The 21,342-nt window shown below is 67.4% G+C and carries 20 protein-coding genes and 2 pseudogenes; 12 read left to right on the top strand and 10 right to left on the bottom strand.

The window, feature by feature from the left end; all coding sequences use genetic code 11:
• Nucleotides 1–130 precede the first annotated feature (130 nt).
• Nucleotides 131–865 carry a translation initiation factor IF-2 gene (locus ACFWFI_RS04480; RefSeq protein WP_387385347.1) on the top strand — a complete coding sequence of 245 codons (735 nt, stop codon included), beginning with the start codon at nt 131–133 and terminating at the stop codon, nt 863–865.
• A gap of 113 nt (nt 866–978) precedes the next feature.
• Nucleotides 979–1,605 carry an SMI1/KNR4 family protein gene (locus ACFWFI_RS04485; RefSeq protein ID WP_387385350.1) on the top strand — a complete coding sequence of 209 codons (627 nt, stop codon included), beginning with the start codon at nt 979–981 and terminating at the stop codon, nt 1,603–1,605.
• Between the two features lie 234 nt (nt 1,606–1,839).
• Here ACFWFI_RS04485 and ACFWFI_RS04490 read toward each other — a convergent pair whose 3' ends face one another.
• The gene (locus ACFWFI_RS04490) at nt 1,840–2,052 is read right to left on the bottom strand and encodes a hypothetical protein (protein ID WP_387385352.1); all 213 of its coding nucleotides are present in this window, start codon (nt 2,050–2,052) and stop codon (nt 1,840–1,842) included.
• Nucleotides 2,053–2,583: 531 nt separating this feature from the next.
• On the opposite strand from ACFWFI_RS04490, the gene ACFWFI_RS04495 reads away from it, so the two are divergent.
• The 3 genes and pseudogenes from ACFWFI_RS04495 to ACFWFI_RS04505 all read left to right on the top strand — a co-directional run.
• On the top strand, nt 2,584–3,999 hold the full coding sequence (locus tag ACFWFI_RS04495; protein WP_387385354.1) for a S8 family serine peptidase: 1,416 nt from the start codon (nt 2,584–2,586) through the stop codon (nt 3,997–3,999).
• 317 nt (nt 4,000–4,316) lie between these two features.
• Nucleotides 4,317–5,714: a S8 family peptidase gene (locus tag ACFWFI_RS04500; RefSeq protein WP_387385355.1), complete on the top strand. Its 1,398-nt coding sequence runs from the start codon at nt 4,317–4,319 to the stop codon at nt 5,712–5,714.
• Nucleotides 5,642–5,985 (top strand): annotated as a pseudogene (locus tag ACFWFI_RS04505) (hypothetical protein); the annotation flags it as partial. The gene ACFWFI_RS04500 and the pseudogene ACFWFI_RS04505, both read left to right, overlap by 73 nt.
• Nucleotides 5,986–6,198: 213 nt before the next feature.
• Here the strand turns inward: ACFWFI_RS04505 and ACFWFI_RS04510 are convergent.
• Nucleotides 6,199–7,443, bottom strand: a complete 1,245-nt coding sequence (locus tag ACFWFI_RS04510; RefSeq protein ID WP_387385358.1) for a PP2C family protein-serine/threonine phosphatase — start codon at nt 7,441–7,443, stop codon at nt 6,199–6,201.
• 361 nt (nt 7,444–7,804) lie between these two features.
• Between ACFWFI_RS04510 and ACFWFI_RS04515 the strand changes: the two genes are divergently transcribed.
• Nucleotides 7,805–8,155 carry a hypothetical protein gene (locus ACFWFI_RS04515; protein WP_387385360.1) on the top strand — a complete coding sequence of 117 codons (351 nt, stop codon included), beginning with the start codon at nt 7,805–7,807 and terminating at the stop codon, nt 8,153–8,155.
• Nucleotides 8,156–8,594: 439 nt separating this feature from the next.
• Here ACFWFI_RS04515 and ACFWFI_RS04520 read toward each other — a convergent pair whose 3' ends face one another.
• Together ACFWFI_RS04520 and ACFWFI_RS04525 are read right to left on the bottom strand one after the other, a co-directional pair.
• Nucleotides 8,595–9,446, bottom strand: coding sequence for a hypothetical protein (locus ACFWFI_RS04520; protein WP_387385362.1), 852 nt, complete (start codon nt 9,444–9,446; stop codon nt 8,595–8,597).
• Between the two features lie 543 nt (nt 9,447–9,989).
• Nucleotides 9,990–10,133 (bottom strand): hypothetical protein, encoded by a 144-nt coding sequence (locus ACFWFI_RS04525; protein ID WP_387385364.1) that lies wholly within the window; start codon nt 10,131–10,133, stop codon nt 9,990–9,992.
• Between the two features lie 220 nt (nt 10,134–10,353).
• Between ACFWFI_RS04525 and ACFWFI_RS04530 the strand changes: the two genes are divergently transcribed.
• Nucleotides 10,354–11,118 (top strand): alpha/beta hydrolase family protein, encoded by a 765-nt coding sequence (locus tag ACFWFI_RS04530; protein ID WP_387385366.1) that lies wholly within the window; start codon nt 10,354–10,356, stop codon nt 11,116–11,118.
• Between the two features lie 360 nt (nt 11,119–11,478).
• On the opposite strand, the gene ACFWFI_RS04535 is transcribed toward ACFWFI_RS04530, so the two are convergent.
• Both ACFWFI_RS04535 and ACFWFI_RS04540 read right to left on the bottom strand, forming a co-directional pair.
• A complete protein-coding gene (locus ACFWFI_RS04535) occupies nt 11,479–12,024 on the bottom strand; it encodes a hypothetical protein (RefSeq protein WP_387385368.1) in 546 nt (181 codons plus the stop codon).
• A gap of 593 nt (nt 12,025–12,617) precedes the next feature.
• Nucleotides 12,618–13,094 (bottom strand): hypothetical protein, encoded by a 477-nt coding sequence (locus ACFWFI_RS04540; protein ID WP_387385370.1) that lies wholly within the window; start codon nt 13,092–13,094, stop codon nt 12,618–12,620.
• Nucleotides 13,095–13,335: 241 nt separating this feature from the next.
• On the opposite strand from ACFWFI_RS04540, the pseudogene ACFWFI_RS04545 reads away from it, so the two are divergent.
• The 5 genes and pseudogenes from ACFWFI_RS04545 to ACFWFI_RS04565 all read left to right on the top strand — a co-directional run.
• A pseudogene (locus ACFWFI_RS04545) lies at nt 13,336–13,488 on the top strand (transposase family protein); the annotation flags it as partial.
• Nucleotides 13,489–13,668: 180 nt separating this feature from the next.
• Nucleotides 13,669–13,974 (top strand): DUF2283 domain-containing protein, encoded by a 306-nt coding sequence (locus ACFWFI_RS04550; protein WP_387385399.1) that lies wholly within the window; start codon nt 13,669–13,671, stop codon nt 13,972–13,974.
• A gap of 235 nt (nt 13,975–14,209) precedes the next feature.
• On the top strand, nt 14,210–14,785 hold the full coding sequence (locus ACFWFI_RS04555; RefSeq protein ID WP_387385375.1) for a hypothetical protein: 576 nt from the start codon (nt 14,210–14,212) through the stop codon (nt 14,783–14,785).
• Between the two features lie 436 nt (nt 14,786–15,221).
• On the top strand, nt 15,222–15,905 hold the full coding sequence (locus ACFWFI_RS04560; RefSeq protein WP_387385378.1) for an alpha/beta fold hydrolase: 684 nt from the start codon (nt 15,222–15,224) through the stop codon (nt 15,903–15,905).
• A gap of 291 nt (nt 15,906–16,196) precedes the next feature.
• Entirely contained in the window at nt 16,197–17,207 is a 1,011-nt protein-coding gene (locus ACFWFI_RS04565; protein WP_387385380.1) for an aldo/keto reductase, read from the top strand.
• Between the two features lie 663 nt (nt 17,208–17,870).
• Here the strand turns inward: ACFWFI_RS04565 and ACFWFI_RS04570 are convergent.
• The 4 genes from ACFWFI_RS04570 to ACFWFI_RS04585 all read right to left on the bottom strand — a co-directional run bounded on the left by ACFWFI_RS04570 (nt 17,871) and on the right by ACFWFI_RS04585 (nt 21,223).
• Nucleotides 17,871–18,338, bottom strand: a complete 468-nt coding sequence (locus ACFWFI_RS04570; RefSeq protein ID WP_387385382.1) for an SAM-dependent methyltransferase — start codon at nt 18,336–18,338, stop codon at nt 17,871–17,873.
• 428 nt (nt 18,339–18,766) lie between these two features.
• Nucleotides 18,767–19,612, bottom strand: a complete 846-nt coding sequence (locus ACFWFI_RS04575; protein ID WP_387385385.1) for an amino acid ABC transporter ATP-binding protein — start codon at nt 19,610–19,612, stop codon at nt 18,767–18,769.
• 5 nt (nt 19,613–19,617) lie between these two features.
• Nucleotides 19,618–20,403: an amino acid ABC transporter permease gene (locus tag ACFWFI_RS04580; RefSeq protein WP_387385387.1), complete on the bottom strand. Its 786-nt coding sequence runs from the start codon at nt 20,401–20,403 to the stop codon at nt 19,618–19,620.
• A gap of 13 nt (nt 20,404–20,416) precedes the next feature.
• Nucleotides 20,417–21,223 carry an ABC transporter substrate-binding protein gene (locus ACFWFI_RS04585; protein WP_387385390.1) on the bottom strand — a complete coding sequence of 269 codons (807 nt, stop codon included), beginning with the start codon at nt 21,221–21,223 and terminating at the stop codon, nt 20,417–20,419.
• Nucleotides 21,224–21,342 lie beyond the last annotated feature (119 nt).

The raw sequence follows: 21,342 nt of genomic DNA on the forward strand, positions 1-21,342 counted from the left end.
ATACGCCCGCGGTTGAGCCTCCTGGCTTGCGCCCACCCCCGATCGCCACATCGGCTGAGTATGATCACCTATGCCGGTCTGAGTACGCGAGCGGGTTGCCCGCCGTGCGCGGCGCCGGAAGGGTGGAGACATGCGCCGACTGCTGCTGCTCGCACCGCTGTTGCTGTTCACCGCCGGCTGCGGGGTGGTGCAGTCCTCCGAGGGCGAGGCGACGGACGCCGCACGGGAGGTGGCCGGGAAGGCGGGGGAGCGGCTCTACGGCCAGCGTCCACGCACGGCGGAGGAGATCGGGCGCTCCGCCTCCGGCATCGACGGGGTGGAGGTACTGCGGGTGACGGGTACCTCGACACACGACGGGGACGGCATCGACGTGGTCGTCCGCACGTCCGGCTCGGCGTACAGCGGATGGCTCGACCCCAAGGAGGTCACCGTGCGGCGCTGTTTCGAGGTCCGGGTGTCGCCCAAGTCGGAGTGGGGTGAGGATCCCCGTGACGTGGACTGCCCGGATGGCCCTCCGCTGACCTTCGCCCCGCCACCCGAGCCGCCACCGCTTCCGTATGAGGAGCTCCGCGCGAACCTTCCCCGGGTGCCGGAGGGAGGCCGGGTGGACGAGGCCGAGGTGCGCCGTACGCTCGCCGCCCTGGATCTACATCCGGCGATCCGTACCGAGGTGAAGGCGGACGGCGGCCGGGTCGGCGTTCTCCTGTCGGTAAAGGGCAACGGCTTCGACGCGCAGGACTGCCTTCTTGCTCGCGTGGGCCCCGGCGCCACCGAGGTGTGGGTGCCGCCCCGGATCCAGCGGATGCCAGGAGAGGGCGGCTGCACCGTCGCCAATGCCCTGGACCCGACACCGCCACCGCACTGAACGGGGTACCTGGCTACCTCGGGCCACAGGCCCGCGTGCCCCATCAGGATCACTGCAGGCCAGGCCGGTCACGGCAGTGTCCCGACGGATCGCTCGCGTCTATCCTCACCCGTATGACGACCGATTGGACAGCGGCAGCCCGACAGACGGCCCGGGGGCGGCGCTTTGACGAGGCCGGCTGCCCCTCGCCGAGGCCGGACGCCTGCCCGGCGCCGCCGCTGTCCGAAACGGAGATCTGCGAAGCGGAGGCGGAGCTGGGCATTGTTTTCCCGGACCAGTACCGAGAGTACTTGCTCCGGCAGAGCGCCGGCGGCGCGGTGAACCGCCTGCACCGATCCGCGGCAGGCTGGGGGTGGCATGGCGACTCAAGCACCAACTACGGCCTGCTCACTACTGCCTTCCCGCATCCGGACTCCTACCGTGTGCACGAGGACGAGCTGGACGCGCGCGAGCCGCTGACGGAGGACTTCCCGGACCCCAACGCCTACCAGGCGGCTTGGAAGCAGTGGGACGCCGAGTACGAGGTGTTCCAGGAGCGCAAAACGTCCGGCGCTGTATGCATCCAGGACAACGGCTGTGGCTTCTCGACCCTGCTCGTTGTCACCGGTCCGCACCGGGGCACACTGTGGTTCGACGGCCGGGCCACCTGCGACCAGATCCTTCCTCTGCACCTGGGGGGTCAGCCCGTGTCGTTCACGGACTGGCTCGCTCGAAGTTCCATGGATCTGGTCGGCTGGTGAACGCCGCCCTGCCGACACCGGGCGGGGCCGACCCGACAGAGATCGCTCGGTCGGGCTGATCACGGGTCAGGTCGCAAGCGTGACTTCGAGCCACCGGCGGTGCGCATCACAGTTACGGACCTAGAGGCTCGGTGGGAGCTTGATCACCGAACGTGCGCGCTGTGCGGTGAAGTGGAGGAAGTCGCCCTTCCAGCCGTGCGGTGTCATCGGACACGGAAGCGTAGGCCGTGCCAGTCAGACGACAGAACTCGCTTTCCGCAGCGCGGTGTTCGCGGGGGACTTGACGGACGAGGCGTGGGACCGGCTCCCGCCGCTCCTGTCCATGAGCAACGTCGGTGCGATCCCCTTGACCTGCAGTGTGTAGGCCAGGCCGCAGTCCTCCAGGCCGTGGCGGGTCGAGGTGGCGGAGCGGGATGTGTTGTACCGGGTCCGGTCGGCGGGCAGCACCGCACCCCCGTCGGTCCGAAACGGGTGACGACTCCTACGGCCGGGAGGTGACCGACCGGCTGTCGGCCGCGGGCATGGCGTGTGAGGTCGCTCCGGTAGATGACCCCATACGGGTTGCCGGTGTGTCAGGTGTGTGTGGCCCACCTGTGGTCCGAGGACTACCCCGGCAGTCCTCCCCGGTGGCGGCTGCCACAGCAGTCCCACAATCGCGCCCGACTCTGGCACTGACCGAAGCGGCGCACGGTCAAGCCCGCGATCGGACTTGCCCGGCGGCTGGACGCATGCGAAGTCCGCGGACCGGTTCCGATGCGGCTGAGCTCGGGGCTGCCCTCTGTCCTCCGATGGAATGCGCGTCCTGCTCTGGGGCCACTTGCCTTCCAGGTGGCGCGCATGGCCGCCACGAGTGAGCCGATCCGCCCAATAACCGCCGCTGCTGGAGTGAAGGTACCGACTGCCGCGTGGCAGAGGTGGCAAGCATCCGCTGTCCGGATTCCAATCCGGAGCCCGGCTTCGCCCCGGATCGGAGTAGAAGTGAATCGTCTCAGCCGTTCGGCGGCTCTGGCCACGTCGGTTCTGGTGGTGCTCGGCCTCACGGTCGCGCCCCCTTCCAATGCGGCGGGCCGCGGGGAGCAGGGCACATATGTGGTGGTGCTGAAGGCGTCGGTAGCTGATCCTGCGGCGGCGGCGGCCAAGCATACGGGCAAGTACGGCGGCACCCGTAGAGCCGTCTTCTCGCATGCTCTGAAGGGGTACGCGGCCACAATGACGCCGACGCAGGCAGAGGCTCTGGTCGGTGACCCGTCAGTGCTGTTCGTAAGTAAGGAGCGCACCTACCGCCTCGCGCCGCCGTCACGCCGAAAGCCGGTGAAAACGGTGCGGTGCAGGGAGTTGCAGGGGGACGGGCAGTGTCTGCCCGACTGGGCGGATCGCATCAATGCCGAGCGGTCGTCGACGCGTTCTGGCGACGGCCGGGGTTCGGTGAAGGTCAATGTCGCGGTCATCGATAGCGGCATCGCCGGAAATGAAGCAGACCTGAATGTCAAGGGAGGCGCAGACTGCCTCACCGGCACCCCGGTCATCCCCGGGAGCAGCCTCAACGACCCCAATGGGCATGGCACGGAGGTTGCTGGGGTGGTGGGAGCCAAGGACAACAAAATCGGCATCGTGGGAGTCGCGCCAGGTGTCGCGCTGTGGGCCGTGAAGCCCTTTCCCGATGATGGCGGTCCGGCTTCGGACGCTGCGGTGCTGTGCGCCATCGATTGGGTCACCTCGACCCGTACCGACGACGACCCCGACAACGACATCGCCGTAGCCAACATGAGCTTCGGAGGGGAAGACACTCCACAGGGCGCCGACGACGGGAACTGCGGCACAGTAAACGAGGACCCCGTGCACGTTGCCGTCTGCAATGCCGTGCGCGCAGGTGTCACTCTCGTGGCCTCCGCGGGCAATGAGCATTTCGACCTTGCCAGGCAGGGCCCTGCGGCGTACGACGAGGTGATCACCGCTACCGCCATGGAGGACTTCGACGGGCAGCCGGGAGGCAAGGCGGCCCCGGACTGCTACGGCACCGACTACGGCTTTTACGGCAACACGGATGATCAAGCCACGCTGGAATTCAGTAACTTCGCCCGCTCACCGGCGGACCGCCGGCACACCGTGGCCGCCCCAGGGGTCTGCGTGGAGACCACAGATCCTCAGGGCGTCTCCCATCACACTCTCGTCGACGGCACGAGTTTCGCCTCCCCGGGCGTGGCAGGAGTAACGGCACTGTGTATCGCGAAGGGCCGATGTGGGGCCTCCACCCCGGGCCACAACCTGCGGACCATCGTCAATGACGCCAAGAAGTACAGCCGGTCCCATCCCCGTTACGGATTCCTCGGTGACCCGCTCCGCCCCATCAAGGGCCGCTACTACGGCCCCCTCGTAGCAGCCAACCGCTATTAGTACGCAGCTCTCCACGTCGATCAGGGACCAGCTACCCCCCTCCCGCCTCATACTCAACGAACTCGACGGCTGGCCGCGGCCGGGAAGCACCCCTCAAGCAGGCGGCATGGCCAGTGACTCCGTCAGTTGACTGAAACTCAAACGACTTGTGGGTCAGGGGATTCTCAGCCACACGACGACAGGTCGCCCGGCATATCAGCATGAGTCAGGAATGGAATTCCGCCGCGCGAACAGCCCACCGACCGAGGTGTGGTGGGTATGGCAACAGCTGCATTCGAAGTAGACGGAGCGCGGCTCCGCCCCGGATAGGAGTAGTTGTGAATCGTCTCAGCCGCACGGCCGCCCTGGCCACGTCGGTCTTGGTGGTGCTGGGCGTCGCAGGCACGTCTGCTTCCACCGCGGCAGATTCCCACGAGCAGCCGTATGTGGTCGTGCTGAAGGACTCGGTGGTTGATCCTGAGGCCGTCTCCGCCAAGAATACGAAGCAGTACGGCGGCGCCCGTCAGGCCGTTTTCGTGCACGCTCTGAAGGGGTACGCGGCCATGATGACGCCGGCGCAGGCCGCAGCCCTGGAGAACGATTCATCGGTGCGCTTTGTGACCAGGGAAGGTACCTACCGCTCCTCCCCGTCGTCAGGCCGGGAGCCAGCGCCGTGCAAGGAGTTGCAGGGCGACGGGCAGTGTCTGCCCGACTGGGCGGATCGCATCAACGCCGACCGGTCGTCGACGCGTTCTGGCGACGGCCGACGCTCGGTCAATGTCAATGTCGCGATCATTGACTCAGGCATTGCCGGGGATCAGCCAGACCTGAATGTCAAGGGAGGCACGGACTGCCTCACCGGCGCCCCGGTAATGCCAGGGGACAGCCTCAACGATGTCGTCGGTCACGGAACGGCACGCGCAGGCGTGGTCGCAGCCAAGGACAACAACATCGGCGTCGTCGGAGTCGCGCCGGGAACCCCGGTATGGGCTGTCAAAGCCTTCCCGAACGACGGCGGTCCGGCTTCAGATGCCGCTGTTCTGTGCGCCATCGACTGGGTCACCTCCACCCGCACGGACAACGACGCCACCAACGACATCGCGGTAGCCAACATGAGCTTCTCAAAGTTCAACTTCCAAGACGCCGATGACGGAAACTGCGGCGCGGTCAATCAAGACGCCATGCATGTTGCCGTCTGCAATGCAGTGAAGTCGGGTGTCACCCTCGTAGCCTCCGCGGGCAACTTCCGGTACGACCTCGCCGGGGCGGCCCCGGCATCTTACGACGAGGTGATCGCGGTGACCGCCATGGCGGACTTCGACGGCCGGCCGGGTGGCAGTGCGGACCCGAAATGCCACGGCTTCGACGCCGGACTGGACGGGCACGCGGACGACCAGGCATCGCTGTGGTTCAGCAATTTCGCCCGTTCGCCGGCGGACCGCCGGCACACCGTGTCCGCCCCCGGCGTCTGCATCGAGACCACGGGACTACCCGGATTCCCGCACGCGGTCGAGGAGGGCACGAACTATGCTGCCCCGGCGGTGGCAGGGGTAGCGGCACTGTGTATCGCGAAGGGCCGATGTGGGACCTCGACCCCGGGCCACAACCTGCGGACCATCGTCGATGACGCCAAGGAGTACAGCCGGTCCCATCCCCGTTACGGATTCCTCGGCGACCCGCTCCGCCCCATCAAGGGCCGCTACTACGGCCCCCTCGTAGCAGCCAACCGCTACTGAGAACTCCTGGCCTGTGTGCAACTTCGCGCGGCGTGGTCGACGAGATCGGTGAGGGCGTGCAGGGGGTGCGCATCGGCGACCGTGTCTTGGGCTGGGAGGCGTCACCTGCGCGACAGCGGAGCTGGCCGTGCTCTCGGCCTGGGCCGACGCGCCCACCACGTGGACCGACGAGGAGGCCCCCGGCGCCGGTCTGGCATCCGTGACCGCGATGGGCGGGCTGAAGGCGCTCGGTCCCCTGCGGGGGCGCACCCCTCTCGTCGAGGGCGCCGCCACACAGCCCTCTCCTCCGTGACCTTCAAGAGGAGATCCACCCCCGCGGGGCCTCGAGTACCTGCCGGTCACTCCGCTGCAGGCTCTGCAGACTGCCTCACGTACAGCTCCACCGGTCGCCTACCTCGCCGGGAGCCGGCGCGCTCCACTCACTGCATCTGCCTATCGCCTCAGCCCTTCAACGGCTGTCAGACACGCCAGTTCAGAGATTTTCTCAGAGGCGGACGACGACCAGGGCGATGTCGTCCTGGCCGCCTCCGGTGACGCCGAGCCGCGCGAGCAAGTTGTCCGCCAGCCGGTCAGGAGCAAGGTCGGTCATGCCGCCCAGGGATTCCTTGAGTAGGTCCAGGCTGGTGTCGATGTCTTCCCCCCGACGCTCGATCAGCCCGTCGGTGTACAGGACCAGGGTGTCGCCGCTGCGATAGGCGGCGCTGGCCTGCGGGCGCGGCACATGCTCCGGTCGCGCACCCAAAGGCGGATCGGTGGCATTCTCGAGCAGCTCGCATGTGCCGTTGCTGTGCAACAGCACCGGCGGAAGGTGGCCGGCGCTGGAGTAGACGAGCAGTTTCGACCGGGCGTCGACGAGCACGGTGACCGCGGTGGTCGCGAGTGCGCCCTCGACAGAGCGGGCATACATGCCCAGTACCTCCAAGGCCTGGGCAGGCCCGGTCACCGCCCGGCTGGCCGCCGACAGCGCGCTGCGGAGCATGCCCATCACGGTGGCGGCTTCCAGGCCGTGACCGACTACGTCACCGACGGCAACGGTGAACTGTCCGTCGGCCAGGTCAACGGTGTCGTACCAGTCGCCGCACACGTTCAAGGAGCCGATCGCAGGCAGGTACCGCACCGCCACATCCTCATGGCGGGCCAGATCCGGGGAGTGCAGCATCGACTCCTGCAACGTGACCGCGACCTCCCGCTCCCGTCCATGCGCAGCCCGCAGCTCCTCATTCAGACGCTGCAGCTCACGGGCCCGGATATACAGCTCGGCCTCCATCCCCTCCTCCCTCTCGGTCAGCGGCTCACTTGCCCCGCGGTTGCGGGCCCGGCGGGCCCGCACGAACGCGGTCACGTCCTCCACCCGGTGGATGATCCACGCCACATGCCCGTCGCGGTCGAACACGGGAGTGTTCACCGTCGACCACCAGCGCTCCTCGAACATCCCCGGCCGCGCGGCCACGGGAATGTCGTACCTCTGCATGGCCAGCACGTCTGTCTTCTCGACAGCCAGCACCCGCCCGAACGACGCCTCCACGTTCCGCACCCAGTCCGCATCCGGGTCGGCCGGGTTGTCCGGAAACGCATCGAACACGTACTGGCCGACCAAGTCCTCCCAGGCACGGCCGGTCGCCCGCAGATACGCCACGTTGACATCGACGATCACGAGATCCGATGCCAGCACCAGATAGGGGCTCGGCGTCGCTGCGAACAACGACCTGTAGTCCAGCTCGGGCTTCACACGCTTCCACCCCGTGCGCATCCTCGGCCTCGGCGGCCCTGGCTATTCCACGCTATGCGGCATCACCACGTCTCGCGCGCTGCGGCACCCGCTCGAGAGCGTCCGTACAGCCCGTCCCGAAGCCGAGCAGCCACTTTTTGCACGCTCCAGGTGCGGAAATTGGCGACCCGGACGCGATCGGACGCCTCTACCGCGGCCAGGCTCAAGGAGCGTCTACTCAGGCGGCCCGTCCTCGCGGCCGGAGCAGTGGGCTCCAGTACCCGTGCGGGGAAGGACCGCGAAGTCCCTTCGAAACGGGTTCTTCGTACGTACGATCGATTCTGGCTCCCGGGTGCCCGGGAGATCGACAGGAGGAGGGGTCGTGTCGGACATATCGAGACGCAAGCTGCTGGGGTACTCGGGGACGGCCGCGGCGGGGGCCGTGTTCGCGTCCGCCGCGACGGCCGAAGCGACGGCGACGGACGAAGCGACGGCGACGGCGACGGTCGAATTCATGGACGGAACCGAGTTCCGGGCCGACGCGAGCATGGCCGAGAGCGATCTCATGATGGACATGAGCTTCAAGGTCCGCGTCGACAAGCCGAACGGTTATCCGTCCGCGCAGGACATCACCCCCCTGGAGGTGGCCCAGGCACTGTCCGCGCTGGCCCAGTCCAAGGGCTGGCCGCCGCTCACCTTCTACGGCACACCGCCTCCCGTCGCGCTGAACTGACGCCGCACGGGCGCCGGGCGGTTCACGGTCGGTACGACCGAGTCCCGGCGTCCGTCCGTGCCGATCCGGGTGGGCTCGGAGAATGGGTGATCAGCCGACCGCGAACTGCGCCTGCCAATCACACGGTTGCCAACGATGATGTTCGAAGGTGAAGTACGAGGACAGCTTTTGATCCCACCCGCCCAAACGCCGGGCGCACCCACGACGCCAACACCGAGTACGCCCGCGGTGCCGAGGAGCAGGCGCCTGCGGCTGGTGCCGCTGACCATGACTCCATGGGTCATCTGACCTTCTCTGCACGCTCGTTGTGGGATCCCCTGAGTTCAGTGGCTGCCGGCACGGAAAGGTTGCCGAGACGGGGCAAGGGGGAGTTGGGGCACAGCACAGATGAGGTCGGGGCCGCGGATGGCCCGGTCAACCGCGGCCATCAATGAGATCGTCAGTGGCCGTAGCGACTCTTCAGGTGGCGCCAGAAGTCGCGGAGCATCCACTTGTCGAACTCCGTGACCTGCGTGGCAGCGCCCGCCTTCATGAGGAAGCAACACTGGCCGGTCGGTGTCCAGTCGTAAAAGTCATCGAGGCCGAAGGTGTGACCGACTTCGTGCTGGTAGATGTGGATGTTCTCCTGATCCAGCGCGCCGGTGAAGTACTCCTGCCCCACGCGCTGTCCCCAGTCTCCGCCGGCACCGCCCTGGAATCCCTTTGTGAGCCACAGCGACTGGTCGTAGTGGCGGGCCGCACCGCCCGGGCAGCGTGCATAGTCGTTGTCCTGGTGGAAGAAGCGGCCGCAGTCCGGCGCGCACTGCGGGGCGCCGCCGGCGTCGAGATTTCCGGCGTAGATGTCGACTGAGTCGTCGGTCCACTGGAGGGTCGACCGGTCCTTCACCGCCCAGCCGACGATGTTGACCGGCACAGTGGTGTACGGCCAGGCATTGTGGCCCGTGCCGTTCTCCACCATGGCCGACATCCATGTGCCGAACTGCTTCTTCAAGGCGGTGTGGACCCGGTCGCGCAGGGCGGCGCTGACCGGGGCGTCGGACTCCCATCGGACGCAGTAGTTGATGCTTCCCTTGTTGGCCATGACCTGGTCCCAGCCGTAGTTGCGGAACCCGTAAAGGTCCGAGTAGGTCGACTCGACGTGGTTCCACACCTCGCCCAGCGGCTGCACCAGGTTGGCGGGCGGGTTCCACTCCTCGGCGGCCTGCGCGGGGGATGCCGACATCCCGGCCGCGACGATCAACAGGACCAGGGCGGCGAGAAAGGTGACCAGACGCGCAAGTTGTTTGCGCATGGTGACTCCCTTGGTAGTGGGCTGACTTCCGCCCTCAAGTCGCCGCCACTGCCCGTGAGGTTGCCTTCCGGAGCGGCCGGTGCCGGAGAATTCACCGTTGGGGCCTATGGACGCGGCCAGCCAACGGGCTTGTTACACGCACCTCCGCCGACTTCGCCTGTGGGAGCTGATGTCGGCTCTTGGCCGGGCTGTGCCGGTGCAGTTGATAGAGAGAGGGACGCTGCGCAGGACTTGCGTGCTCGGAGCGTAAACGCCGCAGCCAGTCGGCACCTGTGCGGTCGGAGGTGGACCAGAGGGACGCGATTCTGGATCGGTTGACGATCATCGAAGATGCCGCGAGGCGCGCGGGTGCGATGGGAGGCGGATTCCTCATCCGGTGACGGCCCGGCGAGAACCGCAGGGGTAGATGGCCATGTCCATCGTGGAGACGGCTCCGGTGGTGAGGGGACTGGGTGGGGCTGGACTTGGGGAGGCCCATGCGTACGTGTGGCCGCTGGGCTCAGGAACGTTCGCGCAAGGTTGCGCTTGAGGGGGCAGGTGCGGTCACGCGTCGGTCTTGAGGGGGTGTCCGCCCCAGAGGACGCCGAGCGGGCCGAACTCCTGGCCGGGGGAAGAGGCCGTGTCTCCCGGCGGCACGGCCCGCCCGTCCGCTCCTGCTCCGACGTTCTCCCCATTGTGCCGGGCCACCGCGCCGATCCGCCGACCCCTTCCATTCAGTGGTGGGAAAAGGCATGGAGGGATGATGATCGGGCTGGTAGCTTGCAGTTGACCGTGACACCGCCCGAGGAGGTGAGACCCATGAACGCTGTATCGATGTGGGTGCTCCCCCTTCCGTCACGGTCGGGCGATTGACGTAGGTGTCGCCGGGAGCGCCTCGACAACAAGGCACTCCCGAAAGGCAACACCTGTGTACTCGCTGCAGTTCACCGCCGAGTCGTCGTCGAACGGCATGGTCGAGCGCGACTTCACCGTGGGCGACGTCCCCGGAGTTCTCTGGTCGCCGGCCTCCGGCGCCGATCGCGCGCCCCTGGTCCTGATGGGCCACGGCGGCGGCAACCACAAGAAGCATCCGGCGATGGCGGGCCGCGCCCACCTTCTGGTGACCGGCTGCGGCTTCCATGTCGCCGTCATCGATGCGCCCGGTCACGGCGACCGGCCGCGCAGCGCGCACGACGAGCAGGAGATCGCCGAGCTGCGCAACGCGCAGGCGGCGGGCGAGGCGGAAGGCCCGATCGTCGTCCGCTACAACGCCCGCCTGGCGGAGCTCGCCGTGCCCGAGTGGCAGGCGACCCTGGACGCCCTCCAGGAACTTCCGGAGATCGGCGCCGATGGGCCGGTGGGCTACTTCGGCATGGGCCTGGGCACCGCGATCGGGGTGCCGCTGGTGTCGGTCGAGCCCAGGATCACGGCCGCGGTCATCGGCCTGATGTGGCCCGATGCCCTGGTCGAGAGGGCGAAGCAGATCACCATCCCGATCGAGTTCGACCTGCAGTGGGACGACGAGCGCATCCCGCGCGAGGCCGGCCTCGCGCTGTTCGACGCCTTCGCCTCGAAGGAGAAGACGTTGCACGCCAACGCGGGCAAGCACTTCGACTTCCCCAGGTTCGAGGCCGACAGCGCGATCCGGTTCTTCGCCCGGCATCTTGGCCAGGCGGTCACCTCACCGGTCTGAAGGTGAGCGGCAGCGGCGTCCGATCTGCCCATCGGCCGCCGCTGACGCGGCCCGGGACAATCGCTCCCACAAGCAAGTTCGCGCCCGCGTCGGCCGTCCGCACCGCACGGCGGCGGCCCCCTCACGCCGCAACGCAGTCGCCGGCTTGGAGAAGCTACGCGGGCCAAGCCCGGTGAACGGGCCTCTCCAGGACGACTCCGACGCGGTGATCACAGCGACCATGGGGTGATCATCTCGCGGTGCTCGCGGGCGTCCGTGCCGTGCCTGTTCGTTTGTTCCTCCACTGCGCAGCGTCATGGCCTACCCGCCGGCCGCAGTCCCTGCCGCGCTTCCTTCCGACCGCACCGCCGACCGACCGGTTCAGTCGGTGATGTACCAATCGTTCTTGAGGTACTCCAGGGTGTAGTTGCCGAGGTCGCTCTCGGAGAAGGTTGCGGAAGCCCTGACCGCTTCGACCGGCATCTCGATCTTGTTGGGCGTGCGTACGGCGATACGTTGCGGGTCGACCGTAGCGGTCTGCAGGGCCTTCTTCTGCGCGGGCGAGATCATCTGGAACACCATGGCGTACGTCGAAGTGCACGGGCCGAGCCCCTGGTCCTGTGCGCTCTTCGCGGCGGGCCCGGCCACTTCGCAGACCGTGTCGATGTCCTCAGTGCCCAGGGCGTGGAGGTATTGCTCGTATCGCTGGATCGCGCCCTCCTTCGTCCTGGGCGCGGGCTGGTCGCCGGTTGGCTCGGCCGAAGGCTTTTCGGGCCGCGCGGACGCGGACGGCGTGGCCGACGGCTCTTCGGCTCGCGTGGACGCGGACGACTGCGAAGGCTTCGCGTCCGTGTCCTCCTTCGCTTTCTCCGGACCGCATGCGCACGCCATCAGCGCCACACAGGCCGATACCGCGACGCTTACCATCGTCCGAGCTCTCATTCGGTCCCCCAAACCACCAGCCGGCAACACAAGAGGTCACGCAGGATCCGGGGGAGCGGTTCCCGAGGCGGTCCAGGGGGACGCCGGCCGGTTCACGGAGGGCCCTGAGTCCGCGTGCGCCGTTGCGCGTAGCAGCGTGCCGGCCCAGCCCCCCGATGCCGACGGGGTTGACGAGCCTCCGCGGTCGTCCCTGGCAGGGAGATGAGTACCACGCACATCTGACCTTCCGCCCGGTCGAAAGCGATGGCGCGGCCGGCTTTCGTCGGGGATCATGCGGATGTTCCGCGCGCTGTGCCCCAGCCCCCAGGAAGCCGGACGGGGCGCTGCGTTGCTGTTCTTCGCGAGCAACTTGCTCGGCGAGCACTCCACGGGCCACCTGGGCGACAGCGGCGAGGAACAGGGGCCCGGGGCCTCCCGAAGCCGTGAACATCGACCGCACCGTCACTCGGGTGCCTCCCGCGCTCATCGACAAACGACGCCGTTCTCGGATCGGGCACAAATTCCGTGAGGTCGATCAACGGGTTTCGGTGTCGGTGACGCAACGTCATCTGAAGCCGTGGCCGACGTTCAGGACAGGGTTACCGGAGCGGTCCTTGTTCGTCGATGAATACGGTGGGCGTGGACAGGAACACATCAGGGTCCACCGGGCCGTAGGCGATGTTGAACGTGTCCAGCCAGTACGACCAGCCCCGGATCCCCATTGCACTGCTGAAGCGGTAGTTGAGCTGCCAGCGGACCCACTGCCCAGGGGCGAGCCGCACTGCCGGGGGCCGTCGAGGTCGGGGCGGCAGTGCGAACATGGGCTGGACCCGGGGGAAGACCCGCAGTCGTCCGTCAGCTTCCCGGAGCTGGACATCGACTTTGCGGAGGTCTTCCCGGGTGTGGAAGGGCTCGAAGCCGTCACGCTCATGCATGCGAATCACGTGTGCGGAGGTGGTGGTCTCGGCAGGCAGGAGAGCGAAGCTGACCGGGGCCGCGTTCCTGCGTGAGGCAGCTTCCCCTCCCCGAGACTCCTTCGTCCAGGACGTCCGTATCCACTGGACGGTGATTCCCATGGCGTACCCCCGCCGAGTTGTCGAGGGACTCACTCTAAGACTTGTCCGGTCGATCAAGTACGGCGCCCGATGGTGAGGGCTGCGGCGGTTGCGGTGCCGAGGAAGACGTCGCTGCGCTTGCCATATGCAGTGACGACGGCTCGGTGCTGCTTCAGGCGGGTGATTGCGCGTTCGACAATGTTGCGTTTCTTGTACCGCTCTTCGTCGAAGCCGGGTGGGCGTCCGCCGCGACACTGTTCGACTGCGTTCGGGGCCTGACCGGTCCGGAACGCCCGTTGCTGACCGGCAGGCCCTGCTCGCGCCGGCCCACCTGCGCTGTGGGCACACGTACGCCCGGCTCGCGGCCGGCTTCGGGATCGGAGTGGCCACCGCCTACCGGTACATCGCCGAGGCGCAAACTCCGTTGCAGCACCGCCCGAATCACCGACATCGTCAAGGCCGTGCTGGTCTTTCACCTCGCCATGGCAGCCTGAGGTCGCTGCGGCCGGAGGTAGGGCAAGGACAGCGCCGCCATCAACGACAGCAAGGGAGCCCGCTCACCGTGGCAAACATCAGGGTCACCTACGACAAGACCGTGGACGCAGCGTACGTATACCTCACCGAACCGCAGGCCCGCGTGAAGTCCGCGCGCACGTATCCCTGCGATCCGGTGGACGTCGACGGCATGATCAACCTCGACTTCGACGAGCAGGGCCGCCTCATCGGCATCGAGGTGTTGGCGGCCAGTTCAACCCGCGAACCTGCTCCGGTCCGCGGAGCGACTGGATACCGAAGGTGCATGAAGAATCGAGCACCGCGCTCGCGGCGACCGCGGTGCGCCCTTCAGCAGGTTGGAAAAGGCTTGCTGTCCGCTCGTCCGCGGCGGCGAGCCCGTCGATGACCTTGACTTTCGACTTGCATCCGCGTTGCGGACGATGAGCCCGTCCCAGCACCACAAGTAGCCGCCTTCTGGGTCGCCTGCCTGCCGCTGGCGGTCGCACGCACGGCAGGTTGAAGGACAAGCTGATGCCGCAGCGTCGTCGTCGAGCTGAGGAGGTGGCAAGACCGCGTGCCGGTGGTGGGAGGGCGGATACCCCGCCGCGATCCTGCCACCACCGTGCCCTACGGTTGACCGCATGACATCCTGGCCCTCCCTTCTCGGCCTCCTCCGCAATGACCCGAAGGCGGCGGAGCTCGCCGAGTGGCCCTTCGACTTCGACATACACGTCGTACGCCACGGGCCGATCACCCACGTGGAGCCGGTGCACCTCGCCTCGGGGGAGCCGCTGGAAGCGATCGCCAAGGATGGCGGAGGCGGCACGTACTTCCTCTGCGGGGCCGGCGACGGCGAGGACCGGCCCGTGCTGTTCGCCGACTCCGAGGGCTCCGCCGGAATCATCGGCGTCAACCTCCGTGACGCACTGCTGCTGTTGGCCGCACTGCCATGCGCGGGACAGGCACTGAGCCTCGAATACCAGGGGCGCGCCGTTGACGAGGCGATGCTGCTGGCGCTGAGGCAGGAGGAAGACGAGGAGCTCAGTGAGGCGGCCGACATGGACGACCTGCCCGAGCGGCGGGCCGAGTTCCTCGAACGTCTCGGGCTGACCCCGCCACCGCTCACCGAGCTGCTGGACCGAGCTCGCGAGGCCGCGGCCCTGGAGCCCTCGTACGTCCTCCTCAATGAGCACGGAGACGCGTACCAACAGGCCTGACCTGCGAAATGCTCTGGCCGTGGTCAATGGTCGACCAGTTGACTGGGCCCGCGAGCGACTCCGGCTCACGCTGTGCATCGTCTCCCGGCCGAAGGGCGTCAAGGGCTTCGTCGTGCTTCTCCGCCGTTGGAAAATAGACCGCACGATCGGCTGGTGCGTGGACGCCCGCCGCAACGCACCGACTGCGAACGGTTTCCCCAGCACTCCGAAGCCCACCTGAACCGGGCACTCATCACCACATGACGCGACACCTCACCCGCAACAGACGGTGGATCAAGAGGCCTGCCTCCGGCTGGTGCCGCGACTGCGTAGGTTCGCCGAATTGGGTTGGGTCGAGCCGCCCTTCTCAAAGATCGCACTCTGACCGGAGCCCGGTGTCAGAGCCTCCCGGTAGCGTGCGGGCAACCAGATCCGACTCCTCTCCGGGAGAACCACCGTGGACATCCTGCTCATCGCCGGCTTGTGGCTCGACGGATCCGCATGGGACGACGTCGTGCCCGAACTCACCGCGCTCGGCCACCATCCCGTGCCGCTCACCCTCCCGGGCCAGGGCGACGGCGTCGCCTCCGCGACGCTCGACGACCAGCTAGCAGCAGTGCTTGCCGCGGTTGACGCGGTGCCCGGAAAGCCCCTGGTGGTAGGGCACTCCGCAGCATCAACCCTGGCCTGGCTGGCCGCCGACGCACGACCGGAGAAGGTGGCCAAGGTCGCCCTGATCGGCGGCTTCCCCGCCGCCGACGGGCGGGCCTACGCCGATCACTTCGCGATCGAGGACGGCGCCATGCCCTTCCCGGGATGGGATCACTTCGAGGGCGCGGACACCGCCGACCTGGACCAGCAGACCCGGGACCGCGTCGCGTCCGCCGCCATTCCTGTCCCCGAGGCGGTCGCCAGGGGAGTCGTACGCCTGACCAACGAGCGCCGCTTCGACGTCCCCGTTGTGGTTGTCTGCCCCGAGTTCACTCCCACCCAGGCCGAGGAGTGGATTGCCGCCGGTGAGAGTCCTGAGCTCGCCTGCGCAACCCACCTTGTGTACGTGGACCTCGACTCGGGCCACTGGCCGATGGCCACCCGCCCCCACGAGCTCGCCCGCGTCCTGGCAAAGGCCGCCAACTCCTAGCGGTGCCGGGTTGAGCGGTCAGGCCGCGGTCGGTAGAGGTCTGCCGCCCCGGCGGAGGCCCTCCTCGCTGGCGGATGCGGGCATGCTCCGGCTTTTGCTCGCCCAGCGCCTGAGGGGCGCCCTTGTGGGCGGGCAGGTTGTCCAGGATCACGTGGATCGGGGCGCTGTCCGGGCGGGTGAGTAGTGCCCCACTGGTACGTCTGGCCGAAACGGTCGAAACCTGACAGGGCGCGCATGCCCCACGCCTCCGAATTTGCGTTGAAGCGCACTCCAAATCCTAGGTTCGGACGCATGCGATACATCAGACTCGGAACGACCGGACTGGAAGTCTCCGCCATCACCCTCGGCTGCATGAGCTTCGGCGAGCCGGACCGGGGCGGCGAGTCCTGGTCGCTGGGCGCGGACGCCAGCCGGGGCATCATCAAGCAGGCCCTCGAGGGCGGCGTCAACTTCCTCGACACGGCCAATGGGTACAGCGCCGGAAGCAGCGAGGAGATCGTCGGCCAGGCGGTCAAGGACTTCACCCGGCGCGAGGAGGTCGTTCTCTCCACCAAGGTCTGGATGCGGATGCGCCCCGGCCCGAACGGCGCCGGGCTGTCCCGCAAGTCGATCTTCGCCGAGCTCGACGCCTCCCTGAAGCGACTGGGGACCGACTACATCGACCTGTACCAGATCCACCGCTGGGACTACGACACCCCGATCGAGGAAACCCTCGAGGCGCTGCACGACGCGGTCAAGTCCGGGAAGGTTCGCTACATCGGAGCCTCTTCCATGCACGCCTGGCAGTTCGCCAAGGCCCTGTACCTGGCTGACCTGAACGGCTGGACCCGGTTCGTGTCTATGCAGGACCACTACAACCTCATCCACCGAGAAGCAGAGCGGGAGATGCTCCCGCTCTGCGCCGACCAGGGCATCGGCGTGATCCCGTGGAGCCCGCTGGCGCGGGGCAGGCTGACGCGGGCCCGGGACACCGCCACGGCGCGTGCCGAGACCGACCCGGGCGGCAAGATCCTCTACCGCGACGAGGACCAGGCAGTGGCCGAGCGCGTCCACGAGATCGAGGGCAAGCGGGGTCTGTCCCCGGCCCAGGTCGCCCTGGCCTGGGTCATGCGCAACCCGGCGGTGACCTCGCCCATCGTCGGGGTCACCAAGCCGGCCCAGCTGGCCGACGCGGTCGCGGCGGTGGACGTCGAACTGGACGAAGACGAGGCCGCCTACTGGGAGGAGCCCTACCAGCCGCACGCGGCCGCCTACCTGGAGGAGTCCTTCTACAAGCCGCACCCTGTGGCGGGCTCCCGGTAGTCCGGGCTGCCGCCGGGCCTTCGACGAGTCCCTGGCCTCGGCCTTCACAGCCTTGTGGTGGGCCCGGCGGTGCTTGCGGGCGGTCGCGCGCAACTGCATGATCTGCGCGCTGCCCGCCGGCGCGGTGAGCAGGATGCCCGCTACCACGGCCGGCAGCAGGGCCACGCGCAGCGGAACGTGCCCGTGGGCACCGAAGCAGCTGACGCCCACCGGCTGCTCCTGGGTTTGGTCAATTGGTAAGAGATTTCGTGGGTAGGGGCGTCAGGCTGATGTGACGCGGGCACCGGGATCCGTTTCGACGTGGGACTCCTACATCTCTACATCTGAAAACGGAGTACCGGTTCCCGCCGTCGAAGCACGGGCGATCGAGCCCTTGTGGGTCCAGTTCGAGGCCCTCCTGCCACCGCATCTCGAGACACATCCGTGGGGCTGTCACAACCTACGGATCCCGGACCGGATCGTGTTTGTAGGGCGGACGGCCGCGCACTCGGCCGGACCACCTTGGCGGCGACAAGATTATGCGTGATCCCCGTTCTGGGGTTCTGGCCCCATCGGTCGAGGCGACGTTCTGAACACCTTCTCCTGCGACTTCTCTTCGCCATTCACGGCGGGGAGAAGTCACAGGGTCAGGCGATGAGCGCGGGCGGGCTGGCGGTGGGCCGTCTACGGCTGGAAGTACTCCGACATCAGGCGGCTGACCCATTCCGGCTGCTTGATGTTCACCGCGCGGAACTCCGCCATCGTCGGCTTGAGGTCAATGACCGGGGTGCCCGAAACCGCGTCGAGGCCCACCACCGTCAGTTCGCGGCCGTGGACGGATTCGATGGCGCAGCACGTCACGCCGATGCGATTCGGTCTGCGGGGGCCGCGGCCGGCGAAGACGCCAACGGGCGGGAGGTCGGAGCGGCCGCGGTAGGGGCGGGGTTCCCGGAAGTCGTCGTGTTCCGGGAACTGGTCGAAGATGAAGAGGATCTCCACGTGGGAGAAGCCCTCCAGCCCCTGGAGGCACGCCTCGCCGAAGCGCTCGTCGATCGTGATCGTGCTGCGGACGGCACCCCAGTTGTCCGTGTGCTGGACGTCCGTCCGGTTGTTCCGGACTTTGCCTATCGGTGTGACTTCGAAGCCTGGCATGGCAAGGTTCCATCTCTTTAGTCAGCGTCGTGCCCAGATGTCTGTCATGAAGGGGTGTCCACCGCGATGTCGCCGGTGCGAAGGCATTGGCCTTGGTTGGCCGTCATCGTGTGCGTGGCCCGGTTGGTCGACCATCCGGGCGGCCCAAGCCGCGGACGGAATGCACCTCAGCCCTGGAGTGCAGGGACGATCCACATACCGGATCGGGGGACAGCCCGGCCGTCGGGTGGCGGGCGTCCCGTGAACGTCACTGGCCTCGCTTGTGCTCCGCCCGCAGCCCCTGATCCTCTTGTTGTGGGTGCGGGGTGCGGGGTGATGACGAGGCCCGGCGGGCGATTGAGGTCGTCCCAGGAGCGGCGATCGAGATGAGGTTCGCAAAGCCTGGGGAGGACAGGGATCCCGTTGCCTGCCCTCCCCGGCAGCCGGTTCTAGAGCTGGCCGGACCGTTTCCCCGCCCCGCCGGCATCCGCGGCCGGATCCTCGCTCAGGCCTGCGGTGGCCGGGGCCAGCAAGCGCGCGAGGAAGGACCGGGTACGGACGTGACTCGGCGCACCGATCACCCGCGCCGGGGTGCCCTCCTCGACGATGACCCCGCCGTCCATGAAGACGACGCGGTCCGCCACCTCTTCGGCGAAACTCATCTCATGGGTGACGACGAGCATTGTCATTCCCTCGTCGGCCAGTGAGCGCATCACGGCGAGGACGTCCCCCACCAGTTCCGGGTCGAGGGCGGAGGTGGGCTCGTCGAAGAGCATCAGTTCCGGGTCCATGGCCAGCGCCCGCGCGATGGCCACCCGCTGCTGCTGACCGCCGGACAGCTGCGCCGGGTAGGCGGACTCCTTGTCGGTCAGGCCCACGCGGGCCAGCCGTTCGCGGGCGATCCGTGCCGCCTGGGCCTTGTCGCGCCCGAGCACTCGTCGCTGCGGGAGCGTCAGGTTTTCCAGCACCGTGAGGTGCGGGAAGAGGTTGAACGACTGGAAGACCATGCCGATCCGCCGCCGCACCTTGTCGATGTCCACATCCGGGTCGGTGACTTCGGTACCCGCCACCATGACCGTTCCCGAGGTCGGCTCCTCCAGCAGGTTCACGCAGCGCAGGAGCGTGGACTTGCCCGAGCCCGACGGGCCGATGATGCAGACCACCTCACCCCGGGCGACCGTGAAGTCGATGCCCGCGAGCACTTCCAGCGCGCCGAACGACTTGTGCAGGCCCCGTACTTCGATCGCCGGTGTGGTCACCGACGCCGCACCGTCCGCCATAGGTACCACCTTCATCGCGGTCACCTCGCCTTCGCCGTACGCGCTTCGAGCCGCCGGACCAGATGGCCGAGCGGCAGGGTAATGATCAGATAGCAGAGTCCGGCGATAAGGATCGGGGTCAGGCTGCGGTTCTGGTTCAGGGCATCCCGGCCGAACTTGGCCAACTCGTACTGGGCGAGTGACAGGCCCAGCAAATACACGAGGGACGAGTCCTTGGTCAGCAGGATCAGTTCATTGGTGAGCGGTGGCAGAACGATGCGCAGGGCCTGCGGAATGATGATGGAGACCATGGCCCTGCCCTGCGACATTCCGAGCGAACGCGCTGCCTCCATCTGCCCCTTGGGGACCGCCTGGATTCCGGCCCGTATCGTCTCCGCCATGTAGGCGGCGCCGACGAGACCCAGCGCCAGCATCACCGTCACATACTGGTTGAGCGCCACCTGAAAGGCGAGCGGGACGCCGAATCCGAGGGCGATGAAGACCAGCAGGGCGGGAACTCCGCGGAAGAACTCGATATAGGCAATGGCCAGCCAGCGGTACGGAGGCACCCGCGACAGCCTCATCAGTGCGAGGAGGAGCCCCACGACCAGCCCGAAACTGAAGCCGAGCAGAGTGTAGATGACGGTGTTGACGAGGGCGGTGGTGATGATGTCGGGGAACTGTGCCTTGGCCACACCCACATCGAAGAACGCCCGCCTGATCTCGCCCCAGTCGGCGGCCAGGGCGACTACCAGCAGGACGGCGGCGAGGACTGCGTACTGAACACCCCGGATGGCGCGGGTCCGTTGTCGGCGAGATATGGACATCGGTAGTGGATCCTCACTTCTTGGGAGCGGCGGGGAACCACTTCTTGTAGATGCGGTCATAACTTCCGTCGGCTTTGGCCTTGCTGATGACGTCGTCGATCTCCTTGCGCAACGCATCATTTCCGGCACGCACCCCGATGCCGTATTGCTCGCCCGTATCGAATTCAGCGGTGACCTGGGTGTCCGGGTTCTTCCGCACATATTCGAAGAGCACGCCGTTGTCGTTCACCGCGGCGTCGACCTGCCCGGTCTTCACGGCTGTGAGCAGCAGAGCAAGATCCTCGAACTGCACGGTCGTCACCCCCGGGGCGTTCTTCTGCGCGTACGTCTCTCCCGTGGTGCCCTGCTGGACTCCGAGCTTCCTTCCCTTGAGGCTCGCCAGCGAGGTGAAGGAGGAGCCCTTCTTGGCGACCAGGGCCTGTGTGGCGTCGAAGTAGGCGGCAGAGAAGTCCAGGTTCTTCGCACGCACCGGCGTGATCGTCATGCCCGCCGCGGCCAGGTCGCATTTGCCGGCGTTGAGGTCCTCGCCGCTCTGGATGCCCTCGAAGGGCGTGTCCACGATCTCCTGGGTGACTTCGAGTTTCTTGGCGACCAGATCGACGAGGTCCACGTCGAAGCCGACGATGGCGTTGCCCTTGCGTATCTGGAAGGGTTCATACGGCAGATGTGTGCAGGTCGTGAGCTTGCCGGAGTTCACCAACTCCAGTTCTGTGCCGTCTGATGCCGAGGGCTTGGTGCTTGTGCAGCCCATGAGTACGGCAATGGCGGTGGCGGTGGCGGTCGCGGTGGCTAGAAAGGGCAGCACGGAACGATCGGACACGACATCTCCAAAGTGCGGTTGGTCAACGAACTGACCTCGTCAGTGAGTTGCGCTGATCCTGCCACCGGAGGTGCCGGATGTCGCCTGTTGATTCCTGGGCTGCCCGTGACGCCCGGGGC

Origin of the sequence: Streptomyces sp. NPDC060209 (genome assembly GCF_042728155.1) — a bacterium.
In the GTDB taxonomy this organism is placed as follows: Bacteria; Actinomycetota; Actinomycetes; order Streptomycetales; family Streptomycetaceae; genus Streptomyces.

Coding starts and splice junctions, on each gene's coding strand:
- ACFWFI_RS04480 (WP_387385347.1), top strand. CDS start 131: ATGCGCCGACTGCTGCTGCTCGCACCGCTGTTGCTGTTCACCGCCGGC.
- ACFWFI_RS04485 (WP_387385350.1), top strand. CDS start 979: ATGACGACCGATTGGACAGCGGCAGCCCGACAGACGGCCCGGGGGCGG.
- ACFWFI_RS04520 (WP_387385362.1), bottom strand. CDS start 9,446: ATGCGCAAACAACTTGCGCGTCTGGTCACCTTTCTCGCCGCCCTGGTC.
- ACFWFI_RS04535 (WP_387385368.1), bottom strand. CDS start 12,024: ATGGTAAGCGTCGCGGTATCGGCCTGTGTGGCGCTGATGGCGTGCGCA.
- ACFWFI_RS04540 (WP_387385370.1), bottom strand. CDS start 13,094: ATGGGAATCACCGTCCAGTGGATACGGACGTCCTGGACGAAGGAGTCT.
- ACFWFI_RS04555 (WP_387385375.1), top strand. CDS start 14,210: ATGACATCCTGGCCCTCCCTTCTCGGCCTCCTCCGCAATGACCCGAAG.
- ACFWFI_RS04565 (WP_387385380.1), top strand. CDS start 16,197: ATGCGATACATCAGACTCGGAACGACCGGACTGGAAGTCTCCGCCATC.
- ACFWFI_RS04570 (WP_387385382.1), bottom strand. CDS start 18,338: ATGCCAGGCTTCGAAGTCACACCGATAGGCAAAGTCCGGAACAACCGG.
- ACFWFI_RS04575 (WP_387385385.1), bottom strand. CDS start 19,612: ATGAAGGTGGTACCTATGGCGGACGGTGCGGCGTCGGTGACCACACCG.
- ACFWFI_RS04580 (WP_387385387.1), bottom strand. CDS start 20,403: ATGTCCATATCTCGCCGACAACGGACCCGCGCCATCCGGGGTGTTCAG.